At 63.7% G+C, this 18888-nt stretch carries 14 protein-coding genes; 9 read left to right on the forward strand and 5 right to left on the reverse strand.

The window, feature by feature from the left end; all coding sequences use genetic code 11:
- A partial coding sequence (locus tag P1K30_RS21125) for a cadherin-like domain-containing protein (RefSeq protein WP_275634774.1) occupies window positions 1-2805 on the forward strand: 2805 nt, incomplete at its 5' end.
- Between the two features lie 92 nt (window positions 2806-2897).
- Here the strand turns inward: P1K30_RS21125 and P1K30_RS21130 are convergent.
- Window positions 2898-3593 carry a sugar transferase gene (locus tag P1K30_RS21130; RefSeq protein ID WP_275634775.1) on the reverse strand — a complete coding sequence of 232 codons (696 nt, stop codon included), beginning with the start codon at window positions 3591-3593 and terminating at the stop codon, window positions 2898-2900.
- 227 nt (window positions 3594-3820) lie between these two features.
- On the opposite strand from P1K30_RS21130, the gene P1K30_RS21135 reads away from it, so the two are divergent.
- The 4 genes from P1K30_RS21135 to P1K30_RS21150 all read left to right on the forward strand — a co-directional run bounded on the left by P1K30_RS21135 (window position 3821) and on the right by P1K30_RS21150 (window position 7172).
- Window positions 3821-4774: a glycosyltransferase family 2 protein gene (locus P1K30_RS21135; protein ID WP_275634776.1), complete on the forward strand. Its 954-nt coding sequence runs from the start codon at window positions 3821-3823 to the stop codon at window positions 4772-4774.
- A gap of 4 nt (window positions 4775-4778) precedes the next feature.
- The gene (locus P1K30_RS21140) at window positions 4779-5771 is read left to right on the forward strand and encodes a glycosyltransferase family 2 protein (protein ID WP_275634777.1); all 993 of its coding nucleotides are present in this window, start codon (window positions 4779-4781) and stop codon (window positions 5769-5771) included.
- Window positions 5772-5997: 226 nt separating this feature from the next.
- Window positions 5998-6405 carry a hypothetical protein gene (locus P1K30_RS21145; protein WP_275634778.1) on the forward strand — a complete coding sequence of 136 codons (408 nt, stop codon included), beginning with the start codon at window positions 5998-6000 and terminating at the stop codon, window positions 6403-6405.
- 86 nt (window positions 6406-6491) lie between these two features.
- Window positions 6492-7172: a rhomboid family intramembrane serine protease gene (locus P1K30_RS21150; RefSeq protein ID WP_275634779.1), complete on the forward strand. Its 681-nt coding sequence runs from the start codon at window positions 6492-6494 to the stop codon at window positions 7170-7172.
- Between the two features lie 37 nt (window positions 7173-7209).
- Here P1K30_RS21150 and P1K30_RS21155 read toward each other — a convergent pair whose 3' ends face one another.
- From P1K30_RS21155 to P1K30_RS21165, 3 genes are read right to left on the reverse strand one after another with little or no spacing between them, the layout of a single operon-like run.
- Window positions 7210-8031, reverse strand: a complete 822-nt coding sequence (locus tag P1K30_RS21155; protein ID WP_275634780.1) for a CpsD/CapB family tyrosine-protein kinase — start codon at window positions 8029-8031, stop codon at window positions 7210-7212.
- 30 nt (window positions 8032-8061) lie between these two features.
- The gene (locus tag P1K30_RS21160) at window positions 8062-9624 is read right to left on the reverse strand and encodes a GumC family protein (protein ID WP_275634781.1); all 1563 of its coding nucleotides are present in this window, start codon (window positions 9622-9624) and stop codon (window positions 8062-8064) included.
- Window positions 9617-10519: an ExeA family protein gene (locus tag P1K30_RS21165; protein WP_275634782.1), complete on the reverse strand. Its 903-nt coding sequence runs from the start codon at window positions 10517-10519 to the stop codon at window positions 9617-9619. Before P1K30_RS21165 ends, P1K30_RS21160 begins: the two co-directional genes overlap by 8 nt.
- Window positions 10520-11441: 922 nt before the next feature.
- Between P1K30_RS21165 and P1K30_RS21170 the strand changes: the two genes are divergently transcribed.
- The 4 genes from P1K30_RS21170 to P1K30_RS21185 all read left to right on the forward strand — a co-directional run bounded on the left by P1K30_RS21170 (window position 11442) and on the right by P1K30_RS21185 (window position 16400).
- A complete protein-coding gene (locus tag P1K30_RS21170; protein ID WP_275634783.1) occupies window positions 11442-13802 on the forward strand; it encodes a tetratricopeptide repeat protein in 2361 nt (786 codons plus the stop codon).
- A 165-nt stretch (window positions 13803-13967) separates the two neighbouring features.
- Window positions 13968-14558 (forward strand): polysaccharide biosynthesis/export family protein, encoded by a 591-nt coding sequence (locus tag P1K30_RS21175; RefSeq protein ID WP_275634784.1) that lies wholly within the window; start codon window positions 13968-13970, stop codon window positions 14556-14558.
- Window positions 14559-14570: 12 nt separating this feature from the next.
- Window positions 14571-15986: a hypothetical protein gene (locus P1K30_RS21180; RefSeq protein ID WP_275634785.1), complete on the forward strand. Its 1416-nt coding sequence runs from the start codon at window positions 14571-14573 to the stop codon at window positions 15984-15986.
- Window positions 15987-16190: 204 nt separating this feature from the next.
- Complete coding sequence (locus P1K30_RS21185; protein WP_275634786.1) at window positions 16191-16400, forward strand: hypothetical protein; 210 nt, start codon at window positions 16191-16193, stop codon at window positions 16398-16400.
- A gap of 112 nt (window positions 16401-16512) precedes the next feature.
- Here the strand turns inward: P1K30_RS21185 and P1K30_RS21190 are convergent, their stop codons facing one another.
- Window positions 16513-18801 (reverse strand): adenosylcobalamin-dependent ribonucleoside-diphosphate reductase, encoded by a 2289-nt coding sequence (locus tag P1K30_RS21190; RefSeq protein ID WP_275634787.1) that lies wholly within the window; start codon window positions 18799-18801, stop codon window positions 16513-16515.
- Window positions 18802-18888: the final 87 nt, after the last annotated feature.

The following is an 18888-nucleotide window of genomic DNA, read 5'->3' on the forward strand; positions in this document are numbered from 1 at the left end:
GCGCCCTACCTGCGCGTGACCCGCACCGGCGACAGCTGGACGTTCGAATACTCGACCAACGGCACCACTTGGACCACGGCGGGCACCGTGACCCATGCCATGACCGTGGACGCAGCCGGCCTGTTCTCGGGCAACCTTGGCCAGTCCAACGGCTTCGAGGCGCGCGTCGATTACTTCGAGGTGTCGCACGACCCGATCCTCGACGAAGACGGCACCCCGGTCGACCCGCCCGCCAATCAGGCGCCGGTCGCGGTTGATGACACCTTCGCGACCGGGTCGGACACTGCGCTGGACTTCTCGGAAGACCAGCTTTTGTCGAACGACAGCGACCCGGACGGCGACTCGCTGACCGTCACCGATGTCAGCCAGCCCGCCAACGGGACGGTGACCGACAACGAGAACGGCGACTGGACCTACACGCCGAACCCCGGATTCAGCGGATCCGACAGCTTTGAATACACCGTCAGCGACGGCGTCGATTCTGAGAACGCGACTGTTACGGTGATTGTCACCGACCCGGCCGAGAACCCGATGACGTCGGACGACTTCGCTTCGGGCGCGCTGGGATCGACCTGGCGGTATGAAGGCCCGGCGCAGGGCACCGTCGGCTTTGGCAGCAACGCCACCGACGCCTACCTGACGCTGGCGACCCCGGACGGCACGTTCGATGCGTGGCAGACCAACGGCACCGCCCGCATCATGCAGGACGCCGTCGATGAGGACTTCCAGATCGAAACGCGGTTCCTGTCGACGCCGCAAGGCAGCTACCAGATGCAGGGCATTCTGGTGGAACAGGACGCGCAGAACTGGATGCGGTTCGACACCTATTCCGCCGGCAACACCCTTTACGCCTATATCGGCCGCACCGTGAACGGGCAGACGTCCAGGCTGCTTGAGGTCGCGATCCCCGGCGGTACCGCGCCCTACGTTCGCGTGACGCGGGACGGTGACAACTGGACCTTCGAATACTCGACCGATGGCAACACTTGGACCTCGGCGGGAACCGTGACCCACGCCCTGACCGTGGACTCGGTCGGCCTGTTCTCGGGCAACCTTGGCCAATCCAACGGGTTCGAGGCGCGCGTGGACTACTTCGAAGTCTCGAACGATCCGCTGACCGATGAAGACGGAAACTTCGTTCCCCAGAACCAGGGTCCGACCGCCGTGGCCGACAGCTTCTCGACCGCGGACGGCACACCGGTCACCTTCTCTGCGGCTGACCTTCTCGCGAACGACAGCGATCCCGAGAACGACACCCTGACCGTCGCGTCGATCGGTCAGCCGTCCAACGGGTCGCTGGTCGACAATGGTAACGGCACCTGGACCTACACGCCCTTCTCGGGCTTTGGTGGTCTGGATACCTTCACCTACACCGTGACCGACGGCGACAAATCAAGCGTCGGCAACGTATCCGTCACCGTCGGCGACCCGATCGACGTTTGGTACGGCGACACGCAGACGTTCGGGGCGCAGGGCGAAACGCAGGTCTGGATCAACATCCTTGGCAACGTGTCCGGCGAGGTCGCATCGATGAGCTATTCGCTCAATGGCGGCCCGGCGCAGTACCTGTCTGTAGGCGCGGACACACGGCGTCTTCAGGATGCCGGCGACTTCAACGTCGAGATCGCCTATTCCGATCTGGATGGCTCTGCGACGGATGACGTTGTGACCATCACCGCAGTGATGACCAACGGCCAGACCTACACGCAGGATGTCATCGTCGATTACGAGGACGGCAGCGTCTGGGATGCGAACTACAGCATCGACTGGTCAAGCGTGAGCGACATCACCGATGTCGTGCAGGTCGTCGATGGCACATGGACCATCGGTCAGGACGGCGTGCGGCCCGTTGACCTTGGCTATGACCGGCTGCTGACGCTGGGCGACGAAAGCTGGGACAACTACCAGGTTTCGATGCAGATCACACCGCACGACCTGACCAACGTCGACCCGCGCGGCCGCGACGGCGGCGGGTTCGCGCTTGGCATGCTGTGGAACGGTCACACCGATACGCCCATCGCGAACGCCCAGCCGCATGTCGGCTGGGAGCCCGGCGCGGCATTCTTCTTCCATGACGAGAACGGCGACGGCAACGGCACGATCAAGCTGCACCCCTCGCTGAACTTCTTCAACACGCTGGGCACCACGGCGATCACGATCAACCAAGGCACGACCTACAACGTCGAAATGCAGGTCGAGATGGTCGGTCTGTACGACCGCCTGTACAGCCTGAAGATCTGGGAAGACGGCACCGCCGAGCCGCAGAACTGGACGCTGCAGGGGGTTCAGACCTTCAGCATCGACCAAGCGCCGTCGACCGGCAGCCTGTACCTGAACGCGCACTACAATGACGTGTCGTTCGGCGACCTCACGGTCACCGAGATCGAGGGTCGCGACATCGTTCAGGGCACCGATGGCGATGACGTGCAGGTTGCCGTGATCAACGGGTCGACCGACCCGGGCATGGGCGAAATCGACGTCTTCGTCGGTGGCGGCGGCGCGGACACCTTCGTGTTCGGCGATCAGTACGGCACCTACTATGACGACAACAACGCGTCGTCGGCGGGCACGGAAGACTATGGCTTCGTGTGGGACTTCACCTCTGGCACCGACAAGGTCCAGCTATGGGGCAGCGAGTCGGACTACGTCCTGACGCAAAACACGGCGGGCCTGCCGGCAGGCACGGCGATCTGGCTTAGCATCGACGGCGAAGAGGACGAACTGATCGGCGTGCTGAACCAGTCCTACAACCTGTCGCTTGCCAGCGACGACTTCGTCTTCACGGATCCGGGCCTGTTCGCCTGATCATGATGGACACAGAAAGGGCCGGAGCGCGGACTGCGCTTCGGCCCTCTTCATTTCAGGATCGCGGTGAAAGCAGACCGATGGCCCGCTTGTCAGTACCCGGTACCACGCAGAACCACGGCGACGGTCCGCGCCAGAATCGACAGGTCGCTGCGCAGCGACAGCCCGGCGTGGTAATCCCGGTCGTACTGGGCGCGCTCGGCGAACGACGTCTCGTTCCGGTCGGACACCTGCCACGACCCGGTGATGCCGGGGCGCAGGATGAAATAGGCACGGCCAGGATACATGTGCCGCTGCTGAACCATCATCGGGCGCGGCCCGATCAGCGACATGTCGCCCCGCAGCACGTTCCACAGCTGGGGCAACTCGTCCAGCGAGGTCTTGCGCAGGAACCGGCCCAGCGGGGTGATCCGGGGATCGTGCTTCAGCTTCTGCGTCCGGTCCCATTCTGCGCGGGCGTCGGCGTTTTCGGCCAGATGGGCCGCCAGAAGGTCGTCGGCATTCGGCACCATCGTGCGAATCTTCATCATGCGGAACGTATGCCCCGCGCGGCCGATCCGCTGTTGACCGTAGAACGGCGACTTGCCGTCCAGCGCCACCAGCGCAGCAAGAACCAGCACAATTGGAACAGTGAACGGAAGCGTCACCAAAACGACAAGGACGTCCAGAAGGCGCTTGAACAGCCTTTCGTAGGGGCGTTTCCGGGATCTCGGCCCATAGTATCTGCCAACCGTGGGGCGCGCGCCATACGAGGCCGAATTCGGCACGCTTTCCAAGGGAAACGTCATAAAATCACCCCAAGCCAAGACTAGGCAGCATTGCGACAAGAATTCTTCCGATGGCTCGGATATGTCAGAGGTTATTAGACACGGTCAACCATTTGTAGCGCGGTGCGGGCAGCAACTCACCGTGATGCAACTATAAGATGCTGAATTACACATATCGAACACCCTAAACAAGAAAAGCCGCCTCGAAGACTTGCAGACATGGCGGTGACGACGACAAGAAAGTGCACATGACCTTGGCATCCGAAAAACCGGGCACCCCAGATCTTGCCAGCCGACCAAGCGTCAAGGTCGTCATTCCGCATCTGAACGGACACGACGCGCTGGACCGATGTCTGGCGTCGCTAGAGGCCGACAGCCGAAGGTCGGGCGTCCCGATTTCCGTGATCGTCGTCGACAACGGGTCCACCCATTTGCCGTCCGAGACGTGCGCCCCCTATCCCTTCGTGCGGCTGGTCGAGGAACGCGAACCCGGCCCGGGTCCGGCCCGCAGCCACGGCGCGCGGCTGGCCGACACGCCACTGTTGGCGTTCATCGACGCGGACTGCACCGCGCAGCCCGGCTGGCTGGCGGCCATCCTTGCGCATTTCGAAAGCCACCCGGACACGGCGGTCATCGGCGGCGACGTCCGCATCGCGCGGGCCGATCCCGCACGCCCCACGGCGATCGAGGCCTACGAAAGCGTCTACGGATACCGCATGAAGCTGTATGTCGAGCGCGATCACTATACGGCCACCTGCAACATGGCGGTGCGGCGCGAGGTTTTTCTGCGTGTCGGCGACTTCGCCGGAATTCAACTGGCGGAAGATGTCGATTGGGGCCGGCGCGCCACCGCGATGGGGTATCGGATCGACTACGTGCCAGAGATGCGGATAGAAACCCCGGCGCGCGAAAGCTTTGCCGAACTGGCCCGCAAATGGGATCGGCATATCGGACACGACTTTTCCGAGGTCCGGTCGGGCAAGGACCGGCTGAAGTGGGTGGCGCGCGCCGTTGCGCTTGCCGCCTCACCGCTGGCCGAAACCGGGCGGATCATGCGCTCGGACAGACTGAACGGGCTGAACGAGCGATGGCTCGGATTGACCTGCCTGACCCGCATCCGGCTATATCGCTGCCGAAAGATGCTGGGGCTACTGGCGGGCTTCGGGCGCAGCAGCGCCTCGGCCTGGCGAAACGAAGGATGATGGAATGACGACGGACGCAACCGCGACGGCCCCCGAGATCGCGACCAAGACCGAAACCGGGCGCATGTCCGACCCGGCCACGCCGCCGACGGTTTCGATCATCGTGGTCAGCTACAACACGCGCGAGATGACGCTGGAATGCCTTCGGTCCGTCGTGGCGGAAACTCGAACGCCCTATGAGGTCATCGTGCTGGACAACGCGTCGTCCGACGGGTCCGCCGAAGCCATCGCAGCCGAGTTCCCGGACATGATGCTGATGGCCGAAACCGACAACCACGGCTTTGCAAAGGGCAACAACATCGCCATCCGCCACGCGCGGGGCGAGTACGTGCTGTTGCTGAACCCGGACACGATCGTCCTTGATGGCGCGATCGACCGGCTGATGGAATTCGCGGCAGCTCGTCCCGAAGCCGGGATCTGGGGCGGCCGGACGCTGTACGGCGACCGCAGCCTCAACCCGACCAGCTGCTATCGCAAGATGTCCCTGTGGAACGTCACCAGCCAAGCCTTGGGCCTAAGCAGCCTGTTCCGGCAAAGCCCGATCTTCAATTCGGAACGCTACGGCGGCTGGAAGCGCGACACGGAGCGCGAGGTAGACGTCATCACGGGCTGCTTCCTGCTGATCAAGCGGGCGTTCTGGGACGAGCTTGGCGGCTTCGATACGACCTATGTCATGTACGGCGAGGAAACCGACCTGTGCCTGCGGGCGCACGCGCTTGGCGCGAGGCCACGCATGACGCCGGACGCCACGATCGTTCACTACGCCGGTGCGTCCGAGAAGGTGCGGTCCGACAAGATGGTCCGCCTGCTTCGGGCGAAGGTCCTTCTGATCAAGCGCCACTTCCCCGCGTGGAAGCGGCCGCTTGGGCTGGCGATGTTCCGATTGTGGCCCTGGAGCCGCGCGTGGGGCACGCGTCTGCTGCGCAGAGGTGGCGCGGAAACATGGGCCGAAATCTGGGCGCGCCGCAGCGAGTGGAAGGACGGCTGGCCAGAGTGATGCCAGTATGATGCCGGAGTGAGTCCCGGCTGATCGGGCCATTCCGCGCTTATTTCCCACACCCCTAGGCGGACTTCTGCTGCTTGCCGCGACGGCGGTCTGCGGTTTCCGCACAGATCCTGCAGCGCCCGATTCGGCGCGCCTTGTTTCCGTTAAATTGACAAAATACCAAACTACACAAATCGAACCGAATTGGTGAACAACCGCGGAACGAGGCTGTGAGCAGATGAACGTCCGGTCAGATCTTGAGAACGCGCCGATAACGCCGGTCGAAATGCCCGAGGCGATTCGCGGCACGCGCGACGCGATCTTCTATCTTCTGCGTCAGCACCAAGGCGGCTTGGACGAGGACCAGCACAATCAGACGGTCCCCATCCCGGATCGCCCCCAGCCGTCCCCAGCGCCGCAAAGCACGACGCCACGTCCGATCCCCGAGGCAGTGCGAGAGACGTCGCCGCATGTCCGCGTGCAAGAGCAGGTGACGCAGTACCGGTTCCGGCTGGGCCGCATCCGCATCCCGGCCACTGCGCCGCGATCCGAAAACCACCTTCCGATGGACGAGTTCGTGTCCGACGACGACGACGGCTCTCCCGGCCACTTTCCCGGCACACCGGACCGCTGGACCTTCGGCTGAGGCCGCGACACCCAGCGCGCGCCCGAAAGCCCGACCTCGCACAGAGTTCTCTTGCCTTTCCGCCCGGCTGGCGGCACGCCAAACCAATGACCGATCCCGTAACGCGCGACATCTCCGGACCTACACCGTCCGCGTCCGGCACGACCGGCGGCGTCAGCCCGGTTCTGCTGATGATCGCAGCCGTCTGCATCCTGATCGAACTGGTCCTGCAAGGTGCCGACCTGAAGCTTTTCGGCTCGCCCGTGTGGCGCAGCCGTACCTACCAGTATGGCGCGTTCTGGCCCGGGCTGCTGCACGGGTGGCGGCCCAACTACGCGGCGCAGCCCTATGCGATGTTCCTGACCTACGCGATGCTGCACGGCGGCCTCGGCCACCTTGCGGGCAACATGTTCACCCTGTTGGCACTGGGCGAGACTGTGGTCCGCCGCGTTGGGCAGCGCGGCTTCGTGCTGATCTACTCGACCGCGGCCCTTGGCGGCGCGGCGCTGTTCGGCCTGACCGCAGATGGCCCCCGCCCGATGGTCGGCGCCTCGGGCGCGTTGTTCGGCTTGGCGGCGGCGCTGATCTACTGGAACTTCGTCATCCCCGAGCACACGGCCGGACGGATGCGGCGACTTGCGGCCGCCATCGGGTCGCTGATCGTGCTGAATGCGCTGCTATGGGTGCTTCTGGATGGGCTTCTGGCGTGGGAAACCCATCTTGGCGGGTTCCTCGCCGGGTGGCTTGCCGCTTGGCTGCTGGACCGCTGGGCCCGGCGGCGGGGTTAGGCCTGCGGCGCGCGAAGACCAGCGCGCCGCCTCGATCCTAGTAGTAGCCGTCTTCGTAGCCGTAGGCGCCGTTCACGTACCGGCACTTGTTCAGCACGACACCGGCAACGTTGGTCAGCTCGGCGACCTGCCGTTCGGCCACGTCGATCTGGGTCATGGTGGTCTGCTCGGCCTCGGCCACGATGATGGCCGCGTCGATCCGGTTCAGGAACCCGAAGTTGTCGTCGCTCGCCGACATCGGCGGCAGGTCGATCAGCATAAGGTCCGGCTGATACTCGGCCTCGATTTCTTCCAGAACCCGGCGGGTCTGGTCGCTTTGCAGGGTTTCGGCAGACCTATGCGACGTTCCGAAGCCAAGCCCGAACGCCAAGTTCGGGCCGTGGCGCATGGCGACATCTTTGAACGGCACCCGGCCGGACAGAACGTCTTCCATCGGGATCTCGCCCTTCTGACCAAGGATGCGGCCAAGGCCACTGCGGCGCAGGTCGAAGTCCAGCACGACGCTGCGCATCCCGGTCTGACGGCCAAGCCCGAAGGCAAGGTTGGCACAGGTCGTCGTCTTGCCGCACGCGCTGTGCGGCGACGTGATCGCGATCCGGCGCCAGCCGTTTGCCTGCGCCTGTTGGACCAGCCGCGTGCGCAGGATGTCGTAAGGCGTAGAGTCCTTGCTGCTGCGGAAGGTCATGATCCGGTTCTTCAGCATCTGCCGACGCTGCAGCTTGATCTCGGGCAGAGCGGCCCACGCCTCGTCGGCGGCGGACTTGTCCTGCACGGTGCCACGCGGCTGGGGCCGGGCTGTGGCCCCCCGCGTGTCACGCTGTTCGCGCGCGCGTTCGATCGCTGCCTGTAGACGTTCCATCAGACCAACTCTCTCATTGTCACAAACATCCTACCACCTGACTCCAAGCCGGTTCATCACCTTCTCGGCCAACAGGTCGATCGGCAGATAGAACACGTGAACCGCATAGATCGCGGCGGGCACCCCGATCAGGATGCCGACGATGATAAGAACCTTGAACCCGCGCTGGAAGAACAGCTGCCGGCGCGACCGGACATAGGGCACGGTCGCCAGCGGCGAGATACCGAACCGCTTCACAAGGTCCTCGGGGCGACGCACAGAACTGTTCAGCATTTCAAGCAGGACGATCAAAGCAATCCCCGCAGCGATCCCCAGCGCACCGCCGCCGCCGGCGATCAGGACGCGGTTGGGCTTGGTCGGCGCGTTTGGAGTGTTCGGCTGTTCGATGACCGAGATGCGCTGCCCCCGGGACCGGCTTTCGATCATGTCGCCCGTCTGGGCCTGCGAGAGCCGGGATTCCGCAAGATTGTACTGCGTCTCGATGATCGCGTAGCTGCGTTCCAGTTCGTCGAGCGAGATCGACACTTCGGGCGTCCGTTCGATCGTGTCGTTCAGCTTTTCAAGCTCGGCCAGAATCCGGGCTTTCTGTTCTTCCATGCCCGCGATCTCGCCGTCGATCTCCGCGATCTGCAGATCCATGATCGTCGGCGGCGCGTTTGCAGCGTCCTCGGCCGTGTCGTCGTTCTCTTCGACTCGCGTTGCGGCGGCCTCTTCGATCTCGACCTCAAGCCGATCGATACGGCGTTGCAGCAGGCGAACCTTTGGGTTCTGATCAGAGAACACCAGTCGCGCTTCAGCCAACTCGCCGCGCAGCTCGCGTAGCTGCTGTTCGGCCAGCGTGGGTGCGCTGTTCTCCGGGTCAAGCTCGGTCCGGCCGGTCGTCTCGTACAACTCGCGCAGGCGAAGACGCTGACGTTCCAGCCGCTCGATATCGCGGTCAAGCCCGGCGATGCTTTCCTGAAAATCGGCCCGCTTCGACATGCGGAAGTCCAGCGTGTCAGGCAGCGCGTCGCTGTTCTGCTGCTTGAACGAGATGATCCGGGCGCTTTGCGCGCTCAGCTCGCCGTCCAGGCGTTCGACTTCCTGTTCGAAGAACTCCAGCGTGTCGCCGGCCCGGCCACGGCGGAACTCGGCGTCCGCCTCTTGGATGATGTTCAGGTACTCGTTCAGGACACCCGAGGCCTTGTTGGGATCTCCGGCTTCGAACGACACCACCATCATGGTCGCGGCGTCACGGCCCGACTGGGTGTAGATCTGCGTGCGTGCGCGCATCGCGCGGACGATGTCGTCCGGGCTCATCTGGTCGAGGTCCGGCAGCACGTCCAGCCGACGCGAGATGTCCAGCAGGTTGGCACGGGTCAGCAGACGCTGTTCGATAATCTGCAGCTGTTCCAGCGCGGGCGTCCGCACGGTCGAGGCCGCCATTTCGTCGGGGATCTGCGGCGATTCCACGACAAGACGCATCTGGCTGACATAGGCCGGCGGCAACGAAATTGCGACGGACACCGCCACAGCGGTAATCACCGTTGCCAGGACAACGAACCAAGGCAGGCGTCGCAGGAAAATCGAGAAATAGAACTTCAGCTCATCCATCTCGGCCACCATTCTTCTTGAACTGGATCACTGGTTCCTCATCAACAGGTTCGTCATCGCGGGGCGCGGTGCCGCCAAGAAACACGCCGTCCGCCAGGACCTCTTCCACGGTGGTCGCGTCTATCACCGGCATGTCGCCGCCCCACGCGTACAGAAGCGCGAATTCGCACAGCTGGTTCACAAGACGCGGCACGCCGCCCGTGGCCTCGAAGATCTTCTGGCAGGCTTCGTCGGTAAATTCCTCGCCCGTGCCGCCGACCATCTGAAGCCGGTGCCGGATGTACTTCGGCACCGTCTCTGCGTCCATAGATTTCAGGTGGAAACTGGCCGCGATACGCTGGGTCAATTGCCGCATGTCCGGCGCTTGCACGATCTCGCGCAACTCGGGCTGGCCCACCAGCATCAACTGGATCAGAACGTCCTTGTTCGAATTGACGTTGGTCAGCATCCGCAGTTCTTCCAGCCCCTCGCGGGACAGGTTCTGCGCCTCGTCGATGATCAGGACGACACGCCGACCAGCCGCGTATTCCTCTAGCAGGAAATCCTGAAGGATCTGGAAGGTTTGCACGTAGCTGGTCGTCGGATCGTACTGCACGTCCAGTGCGTGAAGAATCCACTGCAAAAGCTCGCCCCGCCCTCCCTGGGCGTTCGAGATCAGGCCGATCCTGACATCGTCCCCGATCCGCGACAGCAATGCCTGAACCAGCGTCGTCTTGCCCGCGCCGACTTCGCCGGTGATCAGCGTGATCGGGGCGCTCGACATGATGCCGAACTCTAGGATCGCGAAGGCGCGCCGGTGTTGTTGGGACCAGTACAGGAACTCGGGGTCAGGAACGAGCGTGAAGGGCCGTTCGCGGAATCCGTAAAAATCGACATATAGTGCGTTGGGGGACATGACGGTCAGGCGCGCCCTAATTTACAAATACAATTGTCATTGTTTCCAATGCGGTAATGGCCACCAGCCATAGCCGCCGACCGGAAAGATGTCGTTTCGTGCACTGCCGCCTGCGTCGCGCCACGGGCGCGATCGGATTCAGTGATGGCAAAGTATGTTATTTTCATGGCGTAGCATCGGCCTGCTCAGGGCCTTTCCGGCAACCTCTTCGACCGGCCTTTCCTATCGTTCCGGCTCGTTCCCACAATAAAGACGACAAAACGCCGGGTCTGCACAAGGGTCACCGCACAAAGTTGATTGCAGCGAAATTGTGGCAGGCGGTCTGGAAGGTGCCGATGCGACAGGCAGGATGCCGCGCGACGGCGCCAAAACGATCCGCGCGCGAACAATCTTGCGTCTGCGGGGCCAAAGAAGCCCGCGCAAGCTGCACTGCAGCACACACCTGCATTCTAGGGCTGTGCAGGGATTGCACTTTCCCGCTTAACGTGTATCGGTATGCACGCGGCGTCAGGGTGCCAAAAGTGTCACGAATTGTTGCCGTATCGGAACCAGCCGCGGCGCCGACGGCCCCCTTAACGCGTGACCGGAAACGGCTATGCGCCCGCCGCGCGAATCAAAGACCGCCGGATCGTCGGTTTTCCGGCCGTTAACGGCGACAGTGGGTGGTTCTCGCAAAGAATTGCCCGGCTGGCGCGTCCTGTTGCCCCAGATCGGCCCCCGCCGCCCTTGTGAGAATGGCGTCATCTGGCGTAGGTTCCCACCTCGTTCGGACCCGGTGGCGACCGCCGCCGTGGCGAGCGTATGCGGTAACCAGATTTCGGGTTCAGGAATGTTTGCGCGTCTTCTTTTGATTATTTCCTTCGTTCTTCTCGCCGCCTGCGACTCGGCAGAGGAGCGTGCTGAAAAGCACTTCCAGGATGGCTTGGCCCTTTACGAAGAGGGCGATGTCGCCCGCGCCATCGTCGAGATGCGCAACGTGTTCCGCATCGACAGCACCCACCGGGAGGGCCGCCTTCTGATGGCCCGCATCGAGATGGAGCGCGACAATCCCCCCGGCGCCTACGGCCACTATCGCGCGCTGACGGAACAGTTTCCCGACGACTTCGAAGCCCAGCGTGCAGCGGCCGAGCTTGCAGCCGAACTGAACGACTGGGACGCCGCGTCGATGCACGCGAAGGCCGCGGCCGAACAGTTGGCAGAGGGTGAGACCGACCCGGTCATCCGCTCGGTCGAGCTTGGCGCAGCTTACCGCGCCGCCCGGCAAGAGAACGATCTGCCCGCCGCCCGCGAGATCGCCGAAGAGGCGGGCGAGCTTCTGCAGGACAACCCGGACATCGTGATGCTGCGCCGGATTCGCGTGGATGACCGGTTCGCCGCGCAGGACTGGGAGGGCGCGCTGACCGAGATCGACGGCGTCATCGCGGCCACGCCGGACGACCAGTCGTTCTATCTTCTGCGGCTGACCGCGCTGGACCAGCTTGGCCGGTCCGACGAGATCGAAGCGCAACTGCGCGACATGGTCGACCGTTTCCCCGAGGACGACATCCGCCGCGTGCTTGTGACGTGGTACATGGAACAGGACCGCGCCTCGGATGCCGAAGCCTACCTTCGCGAACAGATCGACCCCGAGAACCCCGACGCCATCGACCGGATGGTGCTTGTCACCTTCCTGTCGCAGCTGCGCGGCGCCGAGGCCGCCCGTTCCGAGATTGATACGATCCTTGCCGACACGCCCGACGACAGCCCGGACCGTCCGCTGTTCCGGTCTGTCGCAGCAAGTCTCGACTTCGATCTGGGCAACCGGGACGCCGCGCTGGCCGAGATGCAGGACATCATCGCCGGGTCCGAACCGTCGGACCAAACGCGCCGCATCAAGATCACCTACGCCAAGATGCTGGACTCCACCGGCAATTCGGTCGGCGCACGGGCCTTGGTCGAAGAGGTGCTGGAGGAAGATTCCAGCAACGTCGAGGCGCTGAAGATGCGCGCCAACTGGATGATCGCTGACGACAGTCCGGACGAGGCGCTTGTCGAACTGCGCCGTGCGCTTGATCAGGCGCCGCGCGATGCCGAGGTTCTGACGCTGATGGCGCAGGCGCAGGAACGTCTTGGAAGCCATGAACTGTCGGGCGAGATGCTGGCGCTGGCCGTCGAGGCGTCCGGCGCCGCGGCCGAGGAATCGCTGCGCTATGCGACCTTCCTTGTGCAGGACGATCGCCTTCTGCCCGCGGAATCGGTGCTGATCGACGCGCTTCGGCTGCAGCCCGAAAACCACATGATCCTTGCCGCGCTGGGGAACGTTTATGTCCGGCTGGAAGACTGGGGCCGCACGCAGGGCGTGATCGACGCGCTTCAGCGTCTGGACAGCGAAGAAGCCGCCCGCGTCGCGAACGAACTGACCGGACAGGTTCTGGCCGGCCAGAATCGGCAGTCCGAACTGCAAAGCTTCCTTGAACAGCTTGCCGGGGCGCAGGGGTCCGACGGTCAGGCCATTGCCGCTGCGATCCGCCTTCGTGTGGCGCAGGGCGACCTTGACGGCGCCATGGAGTATCTGAACGAGCGTCTTGCCGAGAACCCCGACAACCCGGGCCTGCGGCTGATCTCGGCGGCGCTGCTGTCGCGCGAGGACCGCCATGACGAGGCCCGCACCACCCTGCGCGAGCTGCTTCAGGAATTTCCCGACAACCAGCAGCTTTGGATGGCACTGTACAACGTCAACCTCGCCGCCGGCGAACCCGAAGCGGCCGAAGAGGTGCTTCAGGAAGGGCTGCAAGAGGTGCCCGACGGCGTCGTCCTGCGCTTCACCAGCGCGGTCGAGGCGGAACGCAACGGCGATATCGAAAACGCGATCGCCGTGTATGAAAGCCTGTACGAAAGCAATTCCGGGTCGCTGGTCGTCGCGAACAACCTAGCCAGCCTGATCTCGTCCTATCGCGAGGACGATGAAAGCCTGCAGCGTGCTTACGCGATCGCGCGTCGGCTGCGCGGGTCCGAAATTCCGCAGTTTCAGGACACCTACGGCTGGATCGCAGCCCGACTGGGCAACATCGACGAGGCGCTGGAATATCTCGAACCCTCGGCCGAGGGTCTGCAGGACGATGCGACGGCGCAGTACCACCTTGCCCGCACCTACGTGATGGCCGGGCGCGAAGAGGATGCGCTTGAGGTTTACCGGCGCACGCTGGCGATTCTCGACACCAACCGCAGGCAACTGCCGTTCCGTGAAGAGGTTGTCGCCGAAATTTCCCGTCTAGAGGCAGCAGAACCGTCTGTAGACAACTGATCGCCACAAAAACCGGCAAATCTGCCGCACCCTGCGGAAACCTTGCCTTGCCGGATTTTGTTCCTGATGCAAAAACTGCATAGTGCGTCCGAGAGGGCGGAGATACAAAGGTTTCCGATGTTTGCTAGATCTAAATTCCATCGCGCTGCCGCTGCCGTTTTCGGTGTGCTGCTGCTCATCGCCGGTACCGCTGCCACGGCACAAGGCGACTATCGCATTCGGTCGGGGGACACCCTGCAGATCGAAGTGATCGAGGATCCCAGCCTGAACCGTTCGGTTCTTGTGCTGCCTGACGGGTCCATCAGTTTTCCGTTCGTCGGTTCCGTGCGCGCCGGTGGCCTTGGCGTCGGCGACGTGCGCCGTTCGCTGACCTCGGGCCTTGCGCCGAACTTCGCGAACCAGCCGACGGTCGTCGTTTCGGTCGCTTCGGTCGCCGAAGAAACGCCGCCGGCCTACACCGGCCCGGTGAAGGCACGGACGATCGACGTGTACATCACGGGCGAGGTCGCCAACGCAGGCCGCGTCGAGGTGAAGCCCGGCACGACGATCCTGCAGTTCATCGCCGAAGCTGGCGGTCTGACCCCGTTCGCTGCCGAGACCCGGATCCAGCTGCACCGCACGGACCGCATGTCGGGCACGACGCGCGTCTACCTGTTCAGCTATTCCGGCAAAGGCAACGGCACCCGGATCAGCCCGGCCACGCGTCTCGCCCCCGGCGACGTCGTGATCGTGCCGTCCCGGCGCCTGTTCGAATAAAAGGACGTTCCGATGCTTTCCAGGCGGCGGACCCGGCTGAGACTGACGGTCGCAGCGGCTGCGGTGCTATCCGCATCCGCAGCCGGGCTGCCGTTGCTGGCCCAAGAGACCGAAGGCGGGCAAGTGTTCACTCTGGACCTGTCGACCTCGGTTCGGGCCAGCGACAACTTCGATCTCGACGCGGATTCGGCGGGTGACACAATCCTGTCCGAGACCTTTATCGGCCTCGGGTACGAAAGCGTCGGCCGCACGCAGACGTTCCGGTTCTACCTTTCGGACAGGTTCCGTTTCGGCGACGGCCCCGGAGCCCCGGCAGAGGCCGACTTCGAAGGCATCAACGCCAACCTGTATTACGAAAAGCTCTGGGTGAACTCGCGCCTCGTCTTCGACGCGCGGCTGCGGACCATCGACCTTAGCGACGATCTCGACGCAGAGGACATCGAAGACATCGTCGATGACGAAGAGCTTGATCCGCTGACGCTGGAACGCGGCACGCTGAGAACTAGCAACGTCAGCCTTGGATTCCAGACCGGGATCGAGGGGCCGATCGGCGCCGAGTTCTTCATATCGCACGCGCAGAACGACTATATCGACACCACCGACCCGGATCTGAACGACAACGAGACGCTGACGGGCGAGGTCGCCCTTCTCATGCGCCCCGATACCGTCACCGAGTTCCGGCTGGGCTATGCCGAATCCGAGTATGACGAGGAAGACGCCGAAGGCACCCTGCGCCGCACCCGGGTGCTGACCTTCGGCGCCGTGCGCCAGCTGAACCCCGTGGCCGTTCTGAGCGGCGAAATCGGCTGGAAGGAAATCGAGGAAGAGTGGCGGAACCTGCCAGCGGACCCCGACGACGAACGCGGCCTGACCGCGTCGCTGTCCTACCTGCGCGAACTTCCGTCCGGCAACTTCGGCATCGATCTGTCGCATGACGTCACCAACGCCGGCGACCGCACCGATCTTTGGGTTTCACGCGTCTACGACTACCCGCTGGGCTCCCTTGGGGTCTCTGTCGGCGTGGCCAAGCCCGAGAACGGCGATTACGAACCGGTCGGGCGCATCAGCTACGACCGCGCGATCGGCGATCAGGCCTTCGGGCTGTCGCTGGCCTCGGAAGTCGTCGTCACGTCGGACAGCGAGATCCAGCGGAACACGTCCGCGAACGTCTCTTACGACTACCAGATCAGCAACCTCGACAGCGTCGGTTTCTCTCTGGGCTATGTCTGGATCGATAGCATCGGCGGCGTCCCGGTCGACGAAAGCACCAGCGCCACGGCCACGGCCGTGTATCGCCGCGCCCTGACGCAGGACTGGTCGCTTGAGACCGGCTATTCCTACCGGCTGCGCCGCGAGGAAGGCGAGGGCGATGCCGAATCGAACACGCTGTTCCTGACGCTTCAAAGCAGCTTCAACTGGCGGCCGTAATCGCGCCGCCAGCCCGCGACTTCCCTTAAAAAATTCCGTGAACCGGCAGATTTCTGCGCTTTGCCACATTTTGCGCAGATTCTCGCCGACATTGGAACGCGACAATTGCCTAGGCTGAATTCACGGGCGGCACCTGCGTTGGGTTCATGCCGTCAACCGTGATACCAAGTTCGGCACGAACGGGAAGGCATACTGACGATGATCGTGGGAGCTCTGATAATCGGCGTTGGAACGGGGTTCGCCTCGCTTATCATGTCGCTCGTCTCTGGAACCGGGATCCTCGCCGCGCTGGGCGCCTACGCGCTGGGCGGGTGTGTCGGCACGCTGGGCACCTGCTTCATCGCACTGATGCTTCAGCGCCTCTTCTCCGAACGCACCGCCGAACGGACCGCTCGGATCAACGTCTCGGGCTGAAACGACCGCATCCCACCACTGACGGCCCAGACCCAGCCCGATTGACGAGGGCTATTCGAAGCCAAGTCGTGTTAAACCTGGCGTTTCTGTCGTTTCCCCTCCCCGCCTTCAGCTAGCCGCACTTCGAGAAGCCGCAGCTCAGGCAGGTCATGCACCCCTCCACCATCCGCGTCTCGTACGACCCGCAGGCCGTGCACGCCTTGGCTCGGGCGCCGTTGAAGTTCACCACATCCGCCTGAGGGTCGGACTTCAGGCCCAGCCCCTCGCCTTCGATGAACCCGATCGAAATCAGGTGCCGTTCGATGACGCCGCCGATGGCCGCGAGGATCGACGGGATGTACTTGCCCTGCATCCATGCGCCGCCGCGCGGGTCGAAGACGGCTTTCAGTTCCTCGACCACAAAGGACACGTCGCCGCCGCGCCGGAACACGGCAGAGATCATCCGGGTCAGTGCCACGGTCCACGCGAAGTGTTCCATGTTCTTCGAGTTGATGAAGATCTCGAACGGGCGGCGGTGGCCGTTCAGGACGATGTCGTTGATCGTCAGGTAGATCGCGTGATCGCTGTCGGGCCACTTCAGCTTGTAGGTCTGCCCTTCAAGCTGCTGCGGGCGGTCCAGCGGCTCGCTGATATAGACCACGTCGCCATGCGGGGTGCGGGGCTCGGCGCCCGTGGAACTGACTACCTCGGGCGCTTTCGGCTTCTCTTCCGCCACGGTCAGGACCGACCCGGTCACATCGTTCGGGCGGTAGGTCGTGCACCCTTTGCAGCCGGTCTCGTAGGCCTCCATGTAGACGTCCTTGAACGCCTCGAACCCGATATCCTCGGGGCAGTTGATGGTCTTGGATATCGACGAATCCACCCACTTCTGCGCCGCCGCCTGCATCTTCACATGGTCCATCGGCTGCAGTGTCTGCGCGTTCACGAAGTGGTCAGGCAACGCGGCATCGCCGAACCGGTCGCGCCACATCTGCACGGCATAGTCGACGACCTCTTCCTCGGTCTTGGTCCCGTCCTTCTGCAAGACCTTGCGGGTGTAGGCGAAGGCGAACACCGGCTCGATCCCCGAAGATACGTTGCCGGCGTACAGCGAGATCGTCCCGGTCGGCGCGATAGAGGTCAGGAGCGCGTTGCGGATGCCATGTTCCCGGATCGCGTCCTTCACGTCGTCGTCCATGTGCACCAGCGACCCGCTCGCCAGAAACTTGTCCGCGTCGTACAGCGGGAACGACCCCTTTTCGGACGCGATCCGCGCCGACGCCAGATAAGCGGCGCGGGCAATCCGGTGCAGCCAGCGTTCCGTCTGACGCGCCGCCTCGTCCGAGCCATAGCGCAGGCCGATCATCAAAAGCGCGTCCGCCAGCCCCGTCACGCCCAGACCGATCCGGCGCTTGGCGCGGGCCTCGGCCTCTTGTTGCGGCAGGGGAAAGCGCGAGGCGTCGACGACGTTGTCCATCATCCGCACCGCCGTCGCGACCAGGTCGTCCAGCTCTGCCTCGTCGATCCCGGCGCCGTCGGTGAAAGGTTCCGTCACCAGCCGGGCAAGGTTGATCGACCCCAGCAGGCAGGCGCCGTAGGGCGGCAGCGGCTGCTCTCCGCAGGGGTTGGTGGCGGCGATGGTCTCGCAATAGGCGAGGTTGTTCATCTGGTTGATGCGGTCGATGAAGATCACGCCGGGTTCGGCGTAGTCATAGGTCGACCGCATGATCCGGTTCCACAAGTCGCGCGCCCGGATCGTGCGATAGACCTTGTCGCCGAACACCAGTTCCCACGGGCCGTCGGCCTTGACCGCTTCCATGAACGCGTCGGTGACCAGAACCGAGACGTTGAAGTTCCGCAGACGAGCCTTGTCGGACTTGGCCGTGATGAAATCCTCGATGTCCGGGTGGTCGCAGCGCATCGTCGCCATCATCGCGCCCCGGCGGGACCCGGCGGACATGATCGTGCGGCACATCGAATCCCAGACGTCCATGAACGACAGCGGCCCCGAAGCATCGGCGGCCACGCCCTTCACACCCGCGCCCTTCGGCCGGATGGTTGAGAAATCATAGCCGATGCCACCGCCCTGCTGCATCGTCAGCGCGGCCTCTTTCAGACCGTCGAAGATGCCCGCCATCGTGTCGGGGATCGTCCCCATCACGAAGCAGTTGAACAGGGTCACGCTGCGGTCGGTGCCCGCCCCGGCGGTGATCCGTCCGGCGGGCAGGAACCGGAAATCCTCCAGCGCGGCGAAGAACCTGTCCTCCCACACTTCGGGGTCCGCCTCGACCGAGGCTGTCGCGCGCGCGATTCGCCGCCATGTATCTTCGATGCTGCGGTCGATGGGGGTGCCATCCGCCTCTTTCAGGCGGTATTTCATGTCCCAGATCTGTTCGGCGATGGGGGCAGCGAAGCGTGTCATGGGCTGATTCCTTTGACGCAAGGAAACCCGAATATAGCGGTTTTCCACAATCGGTTGAAGCCCAAGGCCCATGCGCTACGATATGCA

The sequence above is a fragment of the Psychromarinibacter halotolerans genome (genome assembly GCF_029168315.1).
GTDB classification, from domain to species: domain Bacteria; phylum Pseudomonadota; class Alphaproteobacteria; order Rhodobacterales; family Rhodobacteraceae; genus Psychromarinibacter; species Psychromarinibacter halotolerans.